This is a genomic window from Hyphomonas sp. KY3 (assembly GCF_017309975.1).
Lineage (GTDB): Bacteria > Pseudomonadota > Alphaproteobacteria > Caulobacterales > Hyphomonadaceae > Hyphomonas.
In genome coordinates, this window is the sequence record NZ_CP022271.1 from 2,100,117 (window position 1) to 2,117,409 (window position 17,293).

At 56.8% G+C, this 17,293-nt stretch carries 21 protein-coding genes and 1 tRNA gene; 15 read left to right on the forward strand and 7 right to left on the reverse strand.

Annotated elements, in window-relative coordinates:
• From CFA77_RS10310 to grxD, 3 genes are all read left to right on the forward strand, one after another.
• Positions 1–237 (forward strand): BolA/IbaG family iron-sulfur metabolism protein, encoded by a 237-nt coding sequence (locus CFA77_RS10310; RefSeq protein WP_034815527.1) that lies wholly within the window; start codon positions 1–3, stop codon positions 235–237.
• Positions 238–307: 70 nt separating this feature from the next.
• Entirely contained in the window at positions 308–2,167 is a 1,860-nt protein-coding gene (locus tag CFA77_RS10315) for a M2 family metallopeptidase (RefSeq protein ID WP_206990619.1), read from the forward strand.
• Positions 2,168–2,248: 81 nt separating this feature from the next.
• Entirely contained in the window at positions 2,249–2,587 is a 339-nt protein-coding gene (gene grxD, locus CFA77_RS10320; protein WP_206990620.1) for a Grx4 family monothiol glutaredoxin, read from the forward strand.
• A gap of 3 nt (positions 2,588–2,590) precedes the next feature.
• Here the strand turns inward: grxD and CFA77_RS10325 are convergent, their stop codons facing one another.
• The gene (locus tag CFA77_RS10325) at positions 2,591–2,833 is read right to left on the reverse strand and encodes a hypothetical protein (protein WP_034815530.1); all 243 of its coding nucleotides are present in this window, start codon (positions 2,831–2,833) and stop codon (positions 2,591–2,593) included.
• Between the two features lie 171 nt (positions 2,834–3,004).
• Between CFA77_RS10325 and rimO the strand changes: the two genes are divergently transcribed.
• From rimO to CFA77_RS10340, 3 genes are all read left to right on the forward strand, one after another.
• Positions 3,005–4,372, forward strand: a complete 1,368-nt coding sequence (rimO, locus tag CFA77_RS10330) for a 30S ribosomal protein S12 methylthiotransferase RimO (RefSeq protein WP_206990621.1) — start codon at positions 3,005–3,007, stop codon at positions 4,370–4,372.
• A gap of 149 nt (positions 4,373–4,521) precedes the next feature.
• Complete coding sequence (locus tag CFA77_RS10335; RefSeq protein WP_206990622.1) at positions 4,522–5,451, forward strand: GIN domain-containing protein; 930 nt, start codon at positions 4,522–4,524, stop codon at positions 5,449–5,451.
• 25 nt (positions 5,452–5,476) lie between these two features.
• Positions 5,477–6,127 carry a GIN domain-containing protein gene (locus tag CFA77_RS10340; RefSeq protein WP_206990623.1) on the forward strand — a complete coding sequence of 217 codons (651 nt, stop codon included), beginning with the start codon at positions 5,477–5,479 and terminating at the stop codon, positions 6,125–6,127.
• Positions 6,128–6,165: 38 nt separating this feature from the next.
• On the opposite strand, the gene CFA77_RS10345 is transcribed toward CFA77_RS10340, so the two are convergent.
• Both CFA77_RS10345 and rpsD read right to left on the reverse strand, forming a co-directional pair.
• Entirely contained in the window at positions 6,166–6,993 is an 828-nt protein-coding gene (locus CFA77_RS10345; RefSeq protein ID WP_206990624.1) for a PPK2 family polyphosphate kinase, read from the reverse strand.
• Between the two features lie 76 nt (positions 6,994–7,069).
• Complete coding sequence (gene rpsD, locus CFA77_RS10350) at positions 7,070–7,687, reverse strand: 30S ribosomal protein S4 (protein ID WP_034815539.1); 618 nt, start codon at positions 7,685–7,687, stop codon at positions 7,070–7,072.
• 167 nt (positions 7,688–7,854) lie between these two features.
• Between rpsD and CFA77_RS10355 the strand changes: the two genes are divergently transcribed.
• Positions 7,855–8,673: an SDR family NAD(P)-dependent oxidoreductase gene (locus tag CFA77_RS10355; RefSeq protein ID WP_206990625.1), complete on the forward strand. Its 819-nt coding sequence runs from the start codon at positions 7,855–7,857 to the stop codon at positions 8,671–8,673.
• A 42-nt stretch (positions 8,674–8,715) separates the two neighbouring features.
• Here the strand turns inward: CFA77_RS10355 and CFA77_RS10360 are convergent, their stop codons facing one another.
• From CFA77_RS10360 to CFA77_RS10370, 3 genes are all read right to left on the reverse strand, one after another.
• Positions 8,716–9,246 (reverse strand): flavin reductase family protein, encoded by a 531-nt coding sequence (locus tag CFA77_RS10360; RefSeq protein WP_051607883.1) that lies wholly within the window; start codon positions 9,244–9,246, stop codon positions 8,716–8,718.
• A 292-nt stretch (positions 9,247–9,538) separates the two neighbouring features.
• A tRNA-Gly gene (locus tag CFA77_RS10365) sits at positions 9,539–9,613 on the reverse strand.
• Between the two features lie 129 nt (positions 9,614–9,742).
• Positions 9,743–10,207 (reverse strand): helix-turn-helix domain-containing protein, encoded by a 465-nt coding sequence (locus tag CFA77_RS10370; protein WP_206990626.1) that lies wholly within the window; start codon positions 10,205–10,207, stop codon positions 9,743–9,745.
• Positions 10,208–10,313: 106 nt separating this feature from the next.
• On the opposite strand from CFA77_RS10370, the gene CFA77_RS10375 reads away from it, so the two are divergent.
• The 3 genes from CFA77_RS10375 to CFA77_RS10385 all read left to right on the forward strand — a co-directional run bounded on the left by CFA77_RS10375 (position 10,314) and on the right by CFA77_RS10385 (position 13,373).
• On the forward strand, positions 10,314–11,411 hold the full coding sequence (locus CFA77_RS10375) for an esterase-like activity of phytase family protein (RefSeq protein WP_206990627.1): 1,098 nt from the start codon (positions 10,314–10,316) through the stop codon (positions 11,409–11,411).
• A gap of 290 nt (positions 11,412–11,701) precedes the next feature.
• Positions 11,702–12,304, forward strand: a complete 603-nt coding sequence (locus CFA77_RS10380; RefSeq protein WP_242517314.1) for a 5-formyltetrahydrofolate cyclo-ligase — start codon at positions 11,702–11,704, stop codon at positions 12,302–12,304.
• 52 nt (positions 12,305–12,356) lie between these two features.
• A complete protein-coding gene (locus CFA77_RS10385; RefSeq protein ID WP_206990629.1) occupies positions 12,357–13,373 on the forward strand; it encodes a family 16 glycosylhydrolase in 1,017 nt (338 codons plus the stop codon).
• Here the strand turns inward: CFA77_RS10385 and CFA77_RS10390 are convergent.
• On the reverse strand, positions 13,357–13,683 hold the full coding sequence (locus tag CFA77_RS10390; RefSeq protein ID WP_034815548.1) for a DUF1476 domain-containing protein: 327 nt from the start codon (positions 13,681–13,683) through the stop codon (positions 13,357–13,359). The genes CFA77_RS10385 and CFA77_RS10390 overlap by 17 nt on opposite strands.
• Positions 13,684–13,852: 169 nt before the next feature.
• Here CFA77_RS10390 and purC point away from each other — a divergent pair, with 169 nt between their 5' ends.
• The 5 genes from purC to CFA77_RS10415 all read left to right on the forward strand — a co-directional run bounded on the left by purC (position 13,853) and on the right by CFA77_RS10415 (position 17,272).
• Entirely contained in the window at positions 13,853–14,626 is a 774-nt protein-coding gene (purC, locus tag CFA77_RS10395; protein WP_206990630.1) for a phosphoribosylaminoimidazolesuccinocarboxamide synthase, read from the forward strand.
• 214 nt (positions 14,627–14,840) lie between these two features.
• Entirely contained in the window at positions 14,841–15,086 is a 246-nt protein-coding gene (purS, locus tag CFA77_RS10400; protein ID WP_034815552.1) for a phosphoribosylformylglycinamidine synthase subunit PurS, read from the forward strand.
• Positions 15,087–15,225: 139 nt separating this feature from the next.
• Positions 15,226–15,828: a TetR/AcrR family transcriptional regulator gene (locus tag CFA77_RS10405; RefSeq protein WP_242517315.1), complete on the forward strand. Its 603-nt coding sequence runs from the start codon at positions 15,226–15,228 to the stop codon at positions 15,826–15,828.
• A 27-nt stretch (positions 15,829–15,855) separates the two neighbouring features.
• A complete protein-coding gene (locus tag CFA77_RS10410; protein WP_206990632.1) occupies positions 15,856–16,662 on the forward strand; it encodes a 1-acyl-sn-glycerol-3-phosphate acyltransferase in 807 nt (268 codons plus the stop codon).
• Between the two features lie 94 nt (positions 16,663–16,756).
• Positions 16,757–17,272 (forward strand): hypothetical protein, encoded by a 516-nt coding sequence (locus tag CFA77_RS10415; protein WP_206990633.1) that lies wholly within the window; start codon positions 16,757–16,759, stop codon positions 17,270–17,272.
• Positions 17,273–17,293: the final 21 nt, after the last annotated feature.

Here is a 17,293-nt window from a genome sequence, read left to right on the forward strand (position 1 = left end):
ATGGCCATGTCACGCGAGACGCTGCTCGGATATCTCACCGACGCTTTCCCGGAAGCCGAGATCACGCTGACCGACCTGGCGGGCGACGACAATCACTGGCAGGCCGAGATCGTCAGCAGCCAGTTCGCTGGCATTCCCCGCGTGAAGCAGCACCAATTGGTCTATTCTGCCCTGAAAGGCACGATGGGGGGCGAACTTCATGCGCTGGCCCTGAAAACGCGGGCACCGGATTCCTGAATCTGACGCATTGACGATACGGTCGGTTCGTTATTGTTTCATCCGCAACCAAGGATGAGGAAACGACCCCATGAAACGCCTGACCTTAACCACCAGCGCCATCGCGCTGAGCTTCATGATTGCGGCCTGCGCCGCGCCTGAAGCTGTAGATGAAACAACTCTCGACACCGCGCCTGAAGTGGTCGCTGAAGTCGATCATTCCGTGGAAATCGCTGAGGCCCGCGCCTTCCTGGAGCGCGCCGAAGCTGAACTCGCCGCGCAGAGCCGTATTGCCGCGCAAGCCTACTGGAACCAGGCCACGAACATCACGCCCGAAACCAACGCGCTCGCAGCCGAAGCTGGAGCGGCATCGACCATCCTCGCCGTTTCACTCGCGAATGAGTCCAAGCAGTTCGATGTCAGCGTCCTGCCAGCTGATTTGGCGCGCAAGTTGACCATGTTGCGTACCGGGATCACGATCCCTGCCCCGTCGACGCCGGGCGCAGCCGAGGAGCTGTCGCAGATCACGACCAGTCTCGACGCCACCTACGGCACCGGAAAATTCACCTATAAGGGCGAGGCACTGAACCTCGACCAATTGTCGACGATCATTGAAACCAGCCGCGACCCGGAAGAGCTCAAAGCTGTCTGGGAAGGCTGGCGCACGATCTCCGTGCCGATGAAGGACGATTATGCCCGCATGGTCGAGATCGCCAATGCAGGCGCAAATGAGCTTGGCTTCGAAAGCCTCGATCAGATGTGGCTGTCCGGCTACGACATGGCACCGGAAGAGATGGAAGCTGAAGTGCAACGTCTGTGGACGCAGGTGGAGCCGCTTTATGAAGAGCTGCACTGCTTCACCCGCGCCAAACTGAATGAAGAATATGGCGACGATGTGCAACCGCGCACCGGCCCGATCCGCGCTGACCTGTTGGGTAATATGTGGGCCCAGCAATGGTCATCCATCTATGACGTCGTGAAGCCTGACGTGCCGGGACCAAGCTACGACCTGACCGAACGCCTCAACGAAAAGGGCTATGACGCCATCAAAATGGTCGAGACAGGCGAAACCTTCTTCACCTCCCTCGGCCTCGATCCGCTGCCGGAAACTTTCTGGGAGCGTTCCATGATCGTGCGCCCAGAGGGCCGCGAAGTCGTTTGCCACGCCTCAGCCTGGGATCTGGACGATGAGGAAGATGTACGCATCAAGATGTGTACTGAAGTGAACTCGGAAGACTTCTATACGGTCCATCACGAACTGGGTCACAATTTCTACCAGCGCGCCTACAAGGATCAGGACTACTTGTACAAAACCGGCGCACATGATGGCTTCCATGAGGCCATCGGCGACTTTGTCGGCCTGTCGATCACACCGGAATACCTCGAACAGATCAATCTGATCACCGCTGAGGAAAAGCCGGGCGCTGATGCCGACACGGCACTTCTGATGCAGACCGCGCTCGACAAGATCGCCTTCCTGCCGTTTGCGCTGACCGTTGATGGCTGGCGCTGGGATGTCCTGTCTGGTGAAACTGCGCCAGAGGCCTACAACACGTCATGGTGGGATCTCCGCCTGAAAAATCAGGGCCTCGTACCACCGGCCCCGCGCCCGGCAGACGCCTTCGATCCCGGCGCGAAGTACCATATTCCGGGCAACACGCCCTATTTGCGCTACTTCCTGAGCTACATCCTGCAGTTCCAGTTCCACAAGGCCGCTTGTGAGCAGGCTGGCTGGGAAGGACCGCTGCATCGCTGCTCGATCTATGACAACAAGGAAGTGGGCAAACGCTTCAATGCCATGCTGGAAGCTGGCGCGTCACAGCCTTGGCCGGACACGCTGGAAGAATTCACCGGCACTCGCGAAATGGATGGCAGCGCGATCATCGAGTATTTCGATCCGCTGATGCTCTATATGAAAGACCAGAACGCCACCGAGAGCTGTGGCTGGTAACAGAAACATGCCCGGCAGCATCAAAGCTTGACGCTGCCGGGTATCCACCACACATGCTGTGACAACAGCGGAGATACCAGAATGACCGATCAAGCCACGCTCGATGCCATCGAAAAGGCCGTCAAAGCCAATGACGTCGTACTTTTCATGAAAGGTACACCGACGTTCCCGCAGTGCGGGTTCTCATCAGTTGTGGTGCAGGTTCTGGACTATCTTGGCGTGGACTATGTCTCGACGAACGTTCTGGAAGATCAGGCCGTGCGGGAAGGCATCAAGGCCTATTCGGAATGGCCGACCATTCCACAGCTCTATGTAAAGGGCGAATTCGTTGGCGGCTGTGACATCGTCAAAGAGATGTTTGAAAGCGGCGAACTGCGCGACTTCATGAAGGACAAGGGTGTCGAGCTGGAAGACGCCTGAGGCTCAGGCCTGAAAGAATCCTGTGATGCTGGCCTGGATCATGTGTCCGTCAGCATGCACCAGCGCTGGTGACGCAACAAACATGACGCTGAAGGCTAGCCCGCTCAAATAGCTCTTACGACGCCTGAACGGCATCGGATGGCAGGCCCGCGCGGCTCGACGCCACTTAATCAGCGTATATATGACCAGATAGATGCCCAGCATGGCCGCCCCCCAGGCTGCGGTAAGAATCATCAGGTGCGTCATGGGTCTCCCCTCCCTTAACTACCGGTTCCCAGATTACGCGACCTGCATTTCCGGGTGTCAAACATTTGCTGGAAATTTGCTCTAGTGAGCGAAAGGGTTTGGTAACCAAAAAAACGGCCCGATGTGCGCCCGACCTTTCCAGTTCGCAGCATTCGTTATAGCAGGGCGATCATGACCACGACATCCCTTGCCCCTGCTCCGATCCGGCCTGCCAAGGCCCCCAAGGTCGGCATCGTTTCCCTCGGCTGCCCGAAAGCCCTGGTCGATTCCGAGCGGATCATCACGCGCCTGCGCGCAGAAGGCTACCAGATCGCCCCGGACTATTCCGGCGCAGACCTGGTTCTGGTGAACACGTGCGGATTTCTGGATTCCGCGCGTGATGAGAGCCTTGAGGCTATCGGTGAAGCGATTGAAGCGAATGGCAAGGTTATCGTTACAGGCTGTCTTGGCGCCGAACCGGACGTGATCGAGAAAGCGCATCCCAAAGTGCTCGCGATCACCGGGCCTCACCAGTATGAGGCCGTGATGGACGCGGTCCACACGCACCTCACCCCGCCGCACAATCCTCACACCGACCTGGTGCCTGAAAGTGGCCTGCGCCTGACACCGCGCCATTACGCATATTTGAAGATCTCAGAGGGCTGCAACAATCGGTGCAGCTTCTGCATTATTCCGAAACTTCGCGGCGATCTTGCCTCCCGCCCGATCCATCATGTGCTGACCGAAGCCGAACAACTGGTCCGGGCCGGTGTGAAGGAATTGCTCGTGATCAGTCAGGACACGTCCGCCTATGGACTGGACGTGCGCTACAAGCCGGAAACTTGGCGTGGCACGGAATACCAGACGCGCTTCCTCGATCTGGCCAAGGGGCTGGGTAGCCTCGGCGTGTGGACGCGGATGCATTATGTTTATCCCTATCCGCATGTGGACCAGGTTATTCCGCTGATGGCCGAAGGCCTGATCACACCCTATCTCGACATTCCATTCCAGCACGCCTCCGCGCCGGTGCTAAAGGCCATGAAACGGCCCGCCAAACAGGACCGCGTACTTGAACGCATCCTTCAGTGGCGCCGGGATGTGCCTGACCTCGCCATCCGCTCAACCTTTATCGTTGGGTTTCCGGGCGAGACCGAAGAGGATTTCGAGATCTTGCTGGACTTCATCCGCGAAGCGAAGATCGATCGCGCAGGGTGCTTCCAATACGAAAACGTCGCCCATGCTGACAGCCGTGACCTGCCCGGTCATGTGCCAGATGAGGTCAAGGAAGCGCGCTGGCACCGCTTCATGGAAGTGCAGGCGAAAGTGTCTGCTGATCGCGCCGCTGCGCAGGTCGGAACGGTTCAGGACGTCATAATTGACGGCCCATCTGACTCGACCGGCGAAATGATAGGCCGCACCAAGGCTGATGCGCCGGAAGTCGATGCCGTGGTCTATCTGGAAAATGCAAGTCACCTGAAAGCGGGCGACATCGTCTCGGCGGCAATCACTGGAGCAGATGATTACGACCTGTTCGGACAGCTTGCCAGCAAGGACGGCTAACCCCTTAATGGTCGTCAACTTGTCTTCTGCAATGCCGACACCGGACAATAGAGCACACGCACGGGTTTTTTCGTATTATTGAAAAACAATATGTTGACTTATCGTTATTCGATACATCATACTTGCCTCATCAAATTGGAGGCACCCCCATGAAACGCGCGCTCATATCCCTGTCCGCCCTGTCCATCGCAGCCTTGCCGGCTCTGGCCGAGACTAAGGACTTCCCAGTCGGCTCCTTCTCCAGCATTGATGTGAATGGTGGTATCAAGGTTCTGTACGAAACCGGCGCTGAGACCACAGTCATCGTTGAACAGGCCGAAGGCGACTTTTCAGATATCAGCATCGAAACTGATGATGGAGAGCTGCAAATCGGCCGTGAAAGCCTCGGCTTCCTGAAATCCTTACGGGCCAATCTTCACGTGGATCTCGTCGAAGGCGACTTGCGGGTGAAGGTGAACGGAAAGCGCATGCCGTCCTACACGGTACGTGTAACGTCGCCGAGCATTTCCGAACTGGACGTGGCGCAATCCTCAATTCTTGAAGCCTCCGGGATCGATGCGGGGAAAATCGAACTGGACGCTTCTTCGAGCGCTAAACTGATCGTTTCCGGTCGCGCCGCTTCAGCCGACATGGACGCATCGTCTTCCTCCAGTATCGACGCATCCGACTTCATTGTCGGGGCAATATCGATCGAGGCAACATCAAGCGCGGATGTGATCGCTCATGCGGTCACCAATAGTCGGGCCAGAATCGACGCTTCCTCCAGCTCTGACGTTAAGCTGGTTCTGGAAAGCACAGCAGATATCGATGTCGATGCCTCATCCAGCACCGATATTGTGCTCACCGGAACATGCGACGAGATTACGGTGGATGCATCGTCATCCGCCGACGTTGAAGCCAAGGATCTGTTGTGCAAGTCCGCCGAGATCGAAGCATCCAGTAGCGCGGACGTGTCCGTCAGCGTGACTGAGGCGCTGGAAGCCAAAGCGTCCAGTGGCGCCGACATCAACGTTCACGGCGCACCGACCCAGGTCGATATCACCGAGTCGAGCGGCGGCGATATTTCCATAAAATCCTGACACCGAGCATTATAGGAATCAGACCATGAGAAAATCAGTTATCATCGCATCCAGCATTGCTGCGTTTGCTCTGTCCGCGTCACTCTACAGCGCGTCCGCCGACACAACCCAAGTGTACAATCTTTCCGGATTTGATGAACTCGATATCTCCGCCGGTGTCTCCGTCAAATTCGTGCGTGCACCTCAGCATTCGATCACCGCGGACTTTGAACGGGGTGGCCCTGAAGATGTCAAAGTGCGCCTCGATGGAGATCGCCTGTATCTGTCCCGCAAATCCACAAAGGGGTGGGGTAACAAGGTGCGCGTCAAGTTCACGGTGACCGGCCCGGAGCTCAACGAGATCGAAGCCAGCTCTGGCTCGTCCCTGCTCGCGGAAGGATTGAAGTCCGGCCCTATGGAGATAGACGTTTCCAGCGGCGCAGCGGTTTCCGTCCACGGCGTATGCACACGCCTTGAGGTAAAAGCTTCGTCCGGCGGCAGTGCCAACGCAAAAGGGCTCACCTGTGAAACTGTGCAGGCCAAGGCCAGCAGCGGCGGATCAGTCAAGGCATATGCCAGCGACGCCGCATCGAGCAAGACGTCCAGCGGTGGCAGCGTAGATATCTACGGCAATCCCGAGTCGCGCTCGGCCAACAAGTCCATGAGCGGCGGATCTACCGCGTTCCATGGCGGCTGATCGAGTTGAGTATCGGAGGGAAACATGTCCCTCCGATCCTACCCGATGTCGAAGTCTTCCGGGTTAAATCCAGGATTTGGCCATTCAAGGTTCAAATCTTCCAGCGCGCCACGTACGAGACGGGCGATCATGGCATTTCGACGAGTCCGGCTGTCTGCGGGCACAACATACCAGGGCGCATGCGGTGTCGAGCATCGCTCAACGGCGGTCTCATAGGCCGACATGAATTTTGCCCAATCCTTGCGATCATCCAGATCCGCCGGATTGAATTTCCAAAGTTTGTGAGGCTCGACAAGGCGCTCTGCGAGCCGGACGCCTTGTTCCTCATACCCGACATTCAGCATGCATTTGACGATGACGACGCCGTTCTCCGTCATGTGTTTTTCGAACGCATTGATCTGCTCATACCGCCGTTCCACGTCTTCCGGGCTAGCGAAGTCACGCACTTTCACGACCAGCACGTCTTCATAGTGCGAACGATCAAAGATGCCGACATTGCCCTTTTTGGGCACGGCATTGTGAACGCGCCAGAGATAGTCGCGGGCCAGTTCGTTCTTGCTTGGCGCCTTGAACGCTTTCACCTCCATGCCAAGCGGCGTGGTGTCGGCGAAGACATTGCGAATGGTGCCCGACTTGCCTGCCGTATCCATGCCTTGCAGCACGACAAGCACGGACTGCTTCTTGTGGGCGTAGAGCATGTCCTTCAATTCGTTGATGACGGCCGCGTCCTTTTTCAGGCTGGTTTTGGCGTCTTCCTTGTCCGCAAAGAGATCAGGGTCCCGGGTCGGCCGCGCTGCCAGCGAGAAGGGTTCGCCCGGCTTGGCAATGAGGTGCTGGCGAACTTGCGCGATATCGGGAATGTTCATGCGATCAGATTCTCCAAAAAGAAAGGCCGCACCAGTCTGGCGCGGCCTTTTAGATTGTTCAAGGAATTCAGTCCACTTACGAGGAGTAGAATTCGACCACCTGGGCTGGTTCCATCTGGACCGGATACGGCACGTCAGACAGTTCAGGCACGCGGACATAAGTCGCGCTCATGGCTTTCGGATCGACGTCCACATATTCCGGGATATCGCGCTCAGCGCTGCCGAGAGCTTCCAGAACGAGCGCCATGTTGCGGGACTTCTCGCGGATCTGAACAACGTCGCCCGGCTTCACGCGCGCGGAGCCGATGTTACAGCGGCGGCCATTGATCATGACGTGCCCGTGGTTGACGAACTGGCGGGCTGCGAAGATCGTCGGCACGAATTTCGCACGGTAGACGATGGAATCGAGACGCGATTCCAGCAGGCCGATAAGGTTCTCGGACGTGTTGCCCTTCATGCGGTTCGCTTCTTCATAGATGCGAAGGAACTGCTTCTCCGTGATGTCGCCGTAGTAGCCTTTCAGCTTCTGCTTCGCCATCAGCTGCAGACCAAAGTCAGAGACCTTGTTGCGGCGGTTCTGGCCGTGCTGACCGGGCTTGTAGTTACGCTTGTTGACGGGGGACTTCGGACGGCCCCAGATATTTTCACCGACGCGACGGTCGATCTTGTACTTCGCGCTGTGGCGACGTGACATGGTAGTACCTCATTGTCGACGCAGGTCGGTGGGCGGCGCTCATTCGCACCCACGATTTCAACGGCGGCCCTGCACCATCCCGTTTAGAGACGCGGGGTAAACCTCAAAACCATTGGCAGGTCAAGCCATTCCACTGCTACATACAATGCAAAAAGCGGGAGGAAAACATGGGCCAGGTCGACGGCAAAATCGCAATTATAACGGGTGCTGGCAGCGGTATCGGTCGGGCATGCGCACTCGTGCTTGCTCGGGAAGGTGCCGCCATCATGGCGACCGACATTGATGACGAAGGTCTGAGGGTCACCGAGCGACTCGTCACAGATGCCGGAGGGCGCATCATCACCGCGCATCAGGACGTGACGGATGAGAGCATGTGGGAAGCAATCTTCAGCCAAACCGAGAACGCATTCGGGACACCATCTGTATTGGTCAACAATGCCGGCATCGCCATCGCAGGCGCGATCACGGATTTTACGCTGGATGATTGGCGCAAGCAGATGAGCGTGAATGTCGACAGCGTGTTTCTCGGAACGCGCGCAGCAATGCGGTACATGGGTTCCAAAGGTGGTTCGATAGTCAACATTTCATCGGTTGCCGGCCTGCGTGGCGCAGCTGGGGCGAGCGCCTATTGCACATCGAAAGGGGCCGTTCGACTCTTTTCAAAGGCAGCGGCGGTCGAGTGCGCCCAGATGGGTACGGGCATCCGGGTCAATTCGGTGCATCCGGGCATCATCGATACGCCGATCTGGCAGAAATCGATCACCCGCATGACCGAGGCCATGGATGAAGAACGCGTCGCCGCGCTTACGGCGCATTCGGGTGCCAATCAGATGGACGTCGAGGCGATTGCGACCCAGTCAAGCCCAATGGGTCGGGCCGGACGGCCAGAGGAAGTCGCAGAATTGGTCCTGTTCCTGTCCTCGGATGCTTCCAGCTATATCAGCGGGCAGGAGCATGTGGTCGATGGCGCCATGACGGCGCGCTAGCGGCCAGTAGTGATACGCAACCGCGAAACTGCCCCCAAAAGCCTAGTCCGGCTTGACGGTGGTGCGGTATTCGCGGCTCGCATAGATCAGAGAGTTGCCATTGTCGCCGAGCACAGCGTCAACAACCTCACCGATGCAGACATGATGCGTGCCGACCTGATTGTGCGAAACCAGTTTGCACTCGAATGCCACGAGCGCTCCTGAGATGACAGGCTGACCAGACCTGCCCGGCGTCCAATCTGCCCCATCAAACTTGTCCTTGAATTTGTGGGTCATGCGGCTGGCAAAAACATCTGCCACATCCGCCTGATTGTCCTTCAAGACGTTCACACAAAACGTGCCATTGCCCAGCAGAACCGGCGTTAGCGACGAGGATTCATTGATGCAGACAAGCAAGGTCGGTTTGGGCGTATCGGCGCTGACTGAGGACATTGCGGTTGCTGTCGTGCCCGCCCGACCAGCAGCGCCGTCTGTCGTGATGACATTCACGGTCGCTGCAACCAGGCTCATTCCTTCCAGGAAACGCTGCTTGAGAAGCGCGCGGTCTGTGAGGGGCTGCAAGTCATCTGTCATGGTCATCACTTTCGGTCACATCAGTAGTATGGCGTGGACGGGCGCCGACAAGAGGTTGCAGCGCATTGATTACACCACAGACGCAGCAAGGGACCGGCAAGATATGGTTGAAGACCAGGCCGCAGCCAAACTCTTTACACGAGACGCACAAAATATTCGTCATCAGCCCGGCTGGAAAAAAGAATCGATTGAGGCCCACACGTGCGGTGAGGCTTGCTTGGTACACAAACAACGCCAACAACAAGCTGCGCCCAGAGTGGCGCGCTTGAAACTAGGCTGTCTTGAGAAAAATTGGAGCGGGCGAAGAGATTCGAACTCTCGACCCCAACCTTGGCAAGGTTGTGCTCTACCCCTGAGCTACGCCCGCATCCTTATTAGGGTATTCACGGCGTTGCCGCCGAGAGGCGTGATAAAGCGCATCAGCCCCGGCTTTGCAAGACGGAAATTCTGCGAAACTGCACAATTTCCAAACTGTCGGTCGGAGACTTGAGCAAACCTATCCCCGCAACACTGGACGTATCTGGTCGGGGCGCACTTCCCGGCCTTCAACATCAACAAATGCCGCTCGGATGGCACTCTTGGATCCCGCCTTCGTAAAGCTGATCGGAGGCGCCTCGCCCTGTCCGAGACAAGCGTCGCCCCATTGCGTCAGGCCGATCAGGATCGGCCGCAGCGAAAGGCCCGTGGCGGACAGAACATATTCCGGTCGGGCGCGCTTGCCAGGCGCCTTGTAAGGCTTTTTGGCCAGCAGGCCGGCATCCACCAGTTTCTTCAACCGCCCCGACAACACGGTTCTTGGGCATCCCAGCTCAGACTGGAAGTCATCGAAGCGCCGCACACCATAAAGTGCTGCGCGAAGGATAAGCAAAGTCCACCTGTCACCAATCAGGTCTATGGCTTTGGCCAAATTACAGGTGTCTGGCGGGACTGGCGAGCGGCGGACGAGCGGAATTTGGGACATAATTCATATCTGGATAAGTTCGCTTTTGAAATCCAGCCAGTTTCCCTATTCCTGCCTCATATTTTAAGGCAAATGCCCAGAGACTCACCACAAGGCGAAACAAATCATGCGGAAATCGATCTACTCTCCCTTGTTTGGCTTGGCCGTAGCCGCGCTTGTAGCCTGCGCGGTTCCAGCCGGTCCGCCGGCAATCGGTACGGCCGACACAAACCAAGGCCGGGGCCATCCTGCATTGTCGCCGGGTACGCTGAAGGCGCTATCCTGCCCCAGCGGGACATCTTATGTGGCACCGTCGGAGATCTCCATTGTTGCGGAATCCGTGCCACTATCTGAACGCGCCAACATTTCGCTGTTCCCAGGCGTCCGCTTCGCGCAGGGCTGGGCGCTCACTTCCCCCAATAGGAACTTTGGCGGATTGTCGGGTATTGAGCTACATGCCGACGGAGGCTTCCTGGCGGTTTCCGACATGGGCGCATTTGTCTGGATTGATCGTGACGGTGGTGAGCTGACCGGAACGGGCCGAATTGCGTATATGCGGGGACAGGACAACGAGTTGCTCAAGGGCAAGGCCGAGGGCGACTCCGAAGGGCTCGCCCTGAAGAATGGCGCTGCATATGTCAGCTTCGAACGTCGGCACCGTATCGAGGCATTCGATCTGAGCACTTGTGGCGCCGCCGCACGCGCCACGCTGGTCGCGGATCTGCCGAGCGAGATCGAAGGCACGGAAATCCGCGAGAATTCCGGCGCAGAAGCGCTATCTTTCGGAAAAGCACTTCGTGCAGGATACGAACAGCTCATTGATGGCAAGTCGCCGATCGTCGAGCTTGTCCCGATCGGCAATGCTGTTACGCTTGTCGAACCGATCAATACCGATTTTGACAGTCCGCTCGTGGGCATGACAAACCGGATTGCGCTCGGCGATCAGTCGATGGCCGGATCCGTGGTTTACAGTCTACGCCGCAACTATAATCCCGTATTCGGTAACCGTTTGGCCGTGGAGGCCGAATATCAGGATGCTGGCGGGTCAAGCCGACGCGGTCTGTTTACGCTGTCCCGACCCATGAATGTCGACAATTTCGAAGGCATCACGGTTGAAACCCTGCCAGACGGCGTCCACCGCCTCTGGATTGTCTCTGACGACAATTTCTCGGATCGCCAGCGCACGCTACTTTTTGCCTTCGATCTTGTCGGAGAAGCACACTGAGACAATTCAACACGTGACCGCATGCTGGCCCCTTACAATCAGCGCGTCACCGAATTACATCATCAACCAGCATGAGGGCTGCTTCGTTTGCGACGGACTGATCTCCGGCGACCTTAATTTCCGTCAGGGAGCTGGCATTCTGGCTTGGGCCGTGGTCCGGGCTCATCCGGCGCCCACCTAGTATCTAGGTTGACGGGAGTGAATATGCCCCGCGGCGTTCGTGGTTCTCATGCGCTATTTTTCTGTGTGCCATAGTCAGGCGCCGAACAGCCAACCCGATGGATACTCTGATGGACAAGACCGACCTGCGACATCGGATGCGAACCCTGCGGGCCGAAGCGGCCGCGCGCGATCCTGATGGCGCAGACTCTGTGGCTGAAAAATTTCCGATGAAGCTGCTTGAACGCTACGGGCCGGTTGTCGCTGGATATGTGGCGATCAATGAAGAGCTTGATCCCGCGCCCCTAATGATGCGTTTGGCAAAGGCTGGCGCAGAATTATGTCTGCCCCGGATAGAGGACACTGGCGAACTGACCTGGCGCACATGGCATTTCGGCGAACCACTGGAGCGCCGGCCATTTGGATTGTCCGAACCGTCAGAAGATGCACCGCTGGCTCATCCGACGTTGATTCTGACGCCTCTGCTCGCCTTTGATGGCATGGGCAATCGGCTTGGCTATGGCAAAGGGCATTATGACAAGGCGTTTGAAAAGCTCCGGGCAAACGGCCGGGCATTTGCCTGTGCATTGGCCTACCCGGCCCAGCAGATCGACTCCGTCCCCAGCGAACCACATGATCAGCCGCTCGACTGGGCCGTCACACCAATTGGCTCAATTCCGCTATTCATGATGCGCAACATGAAAAGTCTGACACCCCCCCAAGAAAGCGGCTAAATCGGCTTGGGTATTGCTAATTTTCCGTTAAAGGTAAACGGAAGGTAAAGCGATGTCCCATTTCGGCCTCATTTCGGTAACCACCGCCAGAAGGACTGTGTCAGTTCTGGACGTTATGATGTTTGCCGTCGTATCTGCTGCACTTGTTACAGGTTTCGCCGTGAGTGTAGCCGGTGGCCAGGACGCGCTCGCATCTTCATATCAACAAGCGCAGATTTACTATCCCGTTGAAAAACCCGCTGCCGCGGCGATCCAGGAACCGGTGGCCATCAAGCCCGCAGCGCCAACCGAGAGCAATCCCACAATCAAGCAGCTCGCCAAATCCGGTCATGGATTCCGGTCGACATTTGGATCAGAATCCATCGAGGACAAATTCTGGTTGTCTGAGACGCATGCGATTGACACCTTCTATGGCGGCAGGTGGGCTCCCGAAAACGCCATCACGACACCTCAAGGTTTGGCACTTCAAGTCAAACGCGAGCCAGAACAGGACATCCCGTTTTCCATTGCCGAAGCAAGATCAAAGCAACGCGTCGGTTATGGACGTTATGAGGCGGTGATGCAGGTCGGTAAGGGGTCAGGGCTGGTCTCTGCCTTTTTCACGTATACCGGACCCTATGCAGGCGACCCACATGACGAAGTGGATATCGAGTTTCTGGGCAAAGACACATCAAAAGTGGAGTTCAATTACTGGCGGAATGGAAAGCACGGAAAGAATGCCAAGTTCGATTTGCCATTCGATGCGTCAGCCGCGCCACACCTCTACGCATTCGAGTGGTTGCCTGATCGGATCACCTGGTATGTCGACGGGGTTGCCTATTACTCCACCGAACCAGATGACGCGTTCATTCCGCGCACGTCCGGACGCCTCTATTTCAGTCATTGGACCGGCGTACCAAAGATGCAGGGATGGCACGGAAAGCCCAAATTTAAATCCGGTGAAGCCACCATCGTGAGCTGCACGTCATTCACGCCAGTCAATGAAAGCACCCAGACATGCGGCGACAGTTTCCGGCCAACCCTCGCAGGTACGGCCGAAAACCACATCTACGCTACTTTGAGTCCTTGAGAATCTGTTCGCGCGCAACCGGCAGCAGTTCTGCCATCTGTTCGCGAATACGAGCATCGGTGCGATCTATGCCAGCCGTATCGAAGTCACCGCGTACCTTGCGGAACACGTCATCATCGCCCGCTTCTTCAAGATCGGACAGTACGACCGTCTTGGCATAAGCCTCAGCATCTGAGCCTGTCAGACCCATGAGATCGGCGGCCCAGAGACCGAGCAGCTTGTTTCGGCGCGCCATGACCTTGAATTGGGTTTCCTGATCAAAGGCGTATCGAGCCTCCTCGGCGCGTTCGCGATCGTCAAATGTGCTCATGAGAAAGGCCTTTCTGAACGGTGGTAATTCACCAGTGCATATAGTCGTTGAGTTAAGGTGTGCGCAATAATTGTTTCTTTGCCCAGATTGGCGTAACAGTCGCGCTTTCTGGGGTGGCTGAAAACGATTCCTGTTACAGCGATCCGGTACCGTCAGGAGATCCGTCCGCATGAGCAAGAAGCGCATTATCTATGAGGGCAAGGCGAAAATCCTTTATGAAGGGCCGGAGCCAGGCACCCTCATCCAGTATTTCAAGGATGATGCAACCGCCTTCAACGCGCAAAAACGCGCGGTTCTGGATGGTAAAGGCGTTCTGAACAATCGCATCAGCGAATTCATGATGACACGCCTGTCGGCCGTTGGAATCCCCACCCATTTCATCCGCCGCCTCAATATGCGCGAGCAGCTGGTCAAGAAGGTCGACATCATTCCACTGGAAGTAGTCGTGCGGAATGTGGCGGCTGGCACGCTCTCCAAGCGTCTCGGAATTGAGGAAGGCCAGGTCCTGCCCCGGCCCATGGTGGAGTTCTATCTGAAGGACGACGCGCTAGGTGATCCATTGGTCACAGAAGAGCACATCGCCGCCTTCGGATGGGCCGCGGCTCAGGAATATGATGATCTGATCGCCATGTCGCTCCGCGTAAACGACTTTATGTCGGGCCTGTTCGCAGCGGTCGGCATTCGGCTAGTAGATTTCAAACTGGAGTTCGGCCGCCACTATGAGGGCGATAGTGATGTGCCGCGCATTTTGTTGGCTGACGAGATCAGCCCCGACAGTTGTCGACTTTGGGATTTCGAGACCGGTGACAAGCTCGACAAGGACCGGTTTCGCCGTGACCTCGGCGGCGTGACGGAAGCCTATGCGGAAGTAGCCCGGCGCCTCGGAATTCTGAAAGAATCTGGTGAGAGCGACAACGTGGTGAGCTTTACCAACGGCAAGTAGGCTACTTGAAAGCCCGCCCCTAAACGAGAGATTTCCCTCCATGAGCCTTGCAACAAAAGCCAAGAATCGCGCGAAATTACCTCGTGCCACCGGGCGAAAGCCAATCCTTGCGACGGCACTTGTTCTTGTCGGCATGGCTTACGCGGTAAGCTTGTTTCAATAGGACTGAAATCGGGCTATGGGGGCCCAACTCAGACTTCCCAGGAGACCTCTCATGAAAGCCATCGTCCACGTCGCGCTCAAGAATGGTGTCCTGGACCCGCAGGGCAAGGCCGTTGCGGATACACTGGCCCGCATGGGGTACAAGGAAGTCGAGGCCGCTCGCATCGGCAAAGTGATCGAGCTCGATCTCGAAGACGGTCTTTCCTCTGACGCGGCCGAAGCCCGCGTCAGAGAAATGTGCGAGAAGCTGCTGGCAAACACCGTTATTGAAAGCTACCGCTTCGATCTCGTCAGTTAGGCTGACTTTTCAACTACTGAGCCACATCCGGTCGTAAGCATTACGACATCCAGTTATGCCGATCGCATATGTGAGCGAATAATCACTTGCATCTAGATGGATCTGCGCCTAGATTGGTATCAGAGACATGGAGGGCCAGATGGCGAGACCATCAAGTACAGATCAATCCAAGACAAAGCCTCGCGCCCGGAATGCGCGGCCGAAGATCGAACGCGCAGCGCTGAAACTGTTCATTCATGAAGGTATCGATGCTGCCACGACACGCGAAATCGCCGAAAAGGCCGGCGTTTCGGAAGGGGCACTCTATCGCCACTACAAGGGCAAGGACGAACTTGCACTGTCCCTGTTCATGGAAACCCATAATCGCCTGGGCGCGATGATGGCGCAGGCCCTCTCGGCGGATGGCTCACTCGAAGAAAAGGTTCATGCAGCTGTCGAAGCCTATTGTGCCCTGGCGGACGAAGATTTCCTGCTGTTCTCGTTTCACCTCGTCTCGCTCAATCGTTTCCTTCCCTATGACAAGCGCCGCGAAGATGATCCGGTCTCAATCACTGAAAAGATAATTGCCGGCCTGATTGCGGACGGACATATTCCAAAGGGCGACCCGGCGCTGAAAGCCGCCATGGCGCTTGGCGTGGTCATGCAGGCTGGCCAGAACAAGATTTACAACCGCCTGCCCGGACCATTTTCCCAGCACGTTGACGCGTTGTCTCGCGCGGTTCTGTGCGTCTTGAATTCCTAGTGATCAGATAACGAAGGAGCCCCTGCAATGCGCGGCCTCGTCTTCACAGTCGTCTATTATATTCTCTCTGTTCTTTACGTGCTGGTATCGCTGCCTTTCCTGATTTTGCCAGGGCGCGGCCCTGTCCGCATGATCATCCGCAGCTATACACGGGCGATGAATCTGAACCTTCGCATCGTCGCCGGAATTCGCAAGGAAGTACGTGGACGAAGCAACCTTCCGGACGGTCCCTTCATCCTCGCGGCGAAGCACCAAAGCTGGGGCGACGGATACCTCATCTACCCGGAAGTGAAGAATCTTGCGTTCGTGACCGGCGATCATTTGGAAAAGTTTCCACTGGTCGGCGGAATTCTGCGAAAGCTGGGTGCCATCGTCATCGATACTTGCGGCGGCGGGGATCGCAAAGCGGCCTCGTTGAAGGAAGGCATGGCGCGCGCGCGTGACGAAGGCCAAAGGGTGCTGATTTACCCTGAAGGCCACCTCGCGCCGGTCGGGTACCATTTTCGCTACAAGGCGGGGGTCTGGCATATGGCGCAGGCAATGAATGTTCCGGTCATTCCCGTCGCCACCAATATTGGCGTGTTCTGGCGCCAGCAGGAACGCGACAAAACTGCCGGCACCGCGATCATTGAATTCCTGCCCCCTCTGGATCCGAATCTGCCTAAAGCAGAATTCCTACAGACCCTAACCGAGACCGTGGAGCTGCACACAGCAAGACTCGTGGCCGAGGCAACTGGTGCGCCGGTAGAGCCGAGCATCCTCATTCCGGATCCTCCAAAGGGCATGGAAGCAAGCCCTAGCTCCGACGACCTGGCGGCTTTTGGAAAGCCGTGAGACTCACCGCTCACCTTAAGCTTTACACACACAAAAGTTATTGATAAACAATAATTGCTCAGGCGATCCCGGGGGCCATATCGGGATTGAACAAATGACGAAATCAAAATCGAAAACAGCAATCGGCCTGTTGGTAGCCGTTGTTGCAACCGCTTATCTGCCTGCCTCCGCGACCGGATGGAAAGTTTGGGACGGACACAATGAAAAGGCGCCTCGCGCCATCCTGACGACCACCGCCGATCAAGCTGGCGCAGTGCTCGTATGCGCGCCAAACGGCCAGATGTCCGCCATTCTATCGCTTGAGACGGGCGATATTTCTGATCAAATCGACAAGCATGCCACATACAGACGAGGAGAGACCGCTTCAATCACGGCGGGCGACACACCCGGCGTCGAAACAGTTGTTCAATACGCTCCGGCAAACAGCACAATCGAGATCGGATCGCACAGCCCGGCTGCCAAGATCTACAACTCCGTCATTCGGGGAGATACTGTCAGTGTCTCAGTGGAACATGCCGGTAAAGTTGAGACGAAATACCCAGAGCCGGATGATGCGTTCAAAGCATTCGCAAAAACCTGCAATGCCGCCCGCGCGGCGAGTGCGAACTAGGGTTCTCTCAAAGAGTGCGCA

What these genes read in the sequence shown, in the direction of transcription:
- purC (WP_206990630.1), top strand. Translation starts at nt 13,853, where the DNA reads ATGAGCAAGAAGCGCATTATCTATGAGGGCAAGGCGAAAATCCTTTAT.
- CFA77_RS10375 (WP_206990627.1), top strand. Translation starts at nt 10,314, where the DNA reads ATGCGGAAATCGATCTACTCTCCCTTGTTTGGCTTGGCCGTAGCCGCG.
- CFA77_RS10335 (WP_206990622.1), top strand. Translation starts at nt 4,522, where the DNA reads ATGAAACGCGCGCTCATATCCCTGTCCGCCCTGTCCATCGCAGCCTTG.
- CFA77_RS10405 (WP_242517315.1), top strand. Translation starts at nt 15,226, where the DNA reads ATGGCGAGACCATCAAGTACAGATCAATCCAAGACAAAGCCTCGCGCC.
- CFA77_RS10390 (WP_034815548.1), bottom strand. Translation starts at nt 13,683, where the DNA reads ATGAGCACATTTGACGATCGCGAACGCGCCGAGGAGGCTCGATACGCC.
- rpsD (WP_034815539.1), bottom strand. Translation starts at nt 7,687, where the DNA reads ATGTCACGTCGCCACAGCGCGAAGTACAAGATCGACCGTCGCGTCGGT.
- CFA77_RS10415 (WP_206990633.1), top strand. Translation starts at nt 16,757, where the DNA reads ATGACGAAATCAAAATCGAAAACAGCAATCGGCCTGTTGGTAGCCGTT.
- CFA77_RS10345 (WP_206990624.1), bottom strand. Translation starts at nt 6,993, where the DNA reads ATGAACATTCCCGATATCGCGCAAGTTCGCCAGCACCTCATTGCCAAG.
- CFA77_RS10355 (WP_206990625.1), top strand. Translation starts at nt 7,855, where the DNA reads ATGGGCCAGGTCGACGGCAAAATCGCAATTATAACGGGTGCTGGCAGC.
- CFA77_RS10315 (WP_206990619.1), top strand. Translation starts at nt 308, where the DNA reads ATGAAACGCCTGACCTTAACCACCAGCGCCATCGCGCTGAGCTTCATG.
- CFA77_RS10410 (WP_206990632.1), top strand. Translation starts at nt 15,856, where the DNA reads ATGCGCGGCCTCGTCTTCACAGTCGTCTATTATATTCTCTCTGTTCTT.
- CFA77_RS10380 (WP_242517314.1), top strand. Translation starts at nt 11,702, where the DNA reads ATGGACAAGACCGACCTGCGACATCGGATGCGAACCCTGCGGGCCGAA.
- purS (WP_034815552.1), top strand. Translation starts at nt 14,841, where the DNA reads ATGAAAGCCATCGTCCACGTCGCGCTCAAGAATGGTGTCCTGGACCCG.
- CFA77_RS10310 (WP_034815527.1), top strand. Translation starts at nt 1, where the DNA reads ATGGCCATGTCACGCGAGACGCTGCTCGGATATCTCACCGACGCTTTC.
- rimO (WP_206990621.1), top strand. Translation starts at nt 3,005, where the DNA reads ATGACCACGACATCCCTTGCCCCTGCTCCGATCCGGCCTGCCAAGGCC.
- CFA77_RS10370 (WP_206990626.1), bottom strand. Translation starts at nt 10,207, where the DNA reads ATGTCCCAAATTCCGCTCGTCCGCCGCTCGCCAGTCCCGCCAGACACC.
- CFA77_RS10385 (WP_206990629.1), top strand. Translation starts at nt 12,357, where the DNA reads ATGTCCCATTTCGGCCTCATTTCGGTAACCACCGCCAGAAGGACTGTG.
- grxD (WP_206990620.1), top strand. Translation starts at nt 2,249, where the DNA reads ATGACCGATCAAGCCACGCTCGATGCCATCGAAAAGGCCGTCAAAGCC.
- CFA77_RS10360 (WP_051607883.1), bottom strand. Translation starts at nt 9,246, where the DNA reads ATGACAGATGACTTGCAGCCCCTCACAGACCGCGCGCTTCTCAAGCAG.
- CFA77_RS10340 (WP_206990623.1), top strand. Translation starts at nt 5,477, where the DNA reads ATGAGAAAATCAGTTATCATCGCATCCAGCATTGCTGCGTTTGCTCTG.
- CFA77_RS10325 (WP_034815530.1), bottom strand. Translation starts at nt 2,833, where the DNA reads ATGACGCACCTGATGATTCTTACCGCAGCCTGGGGGGCGGCCATGCTG.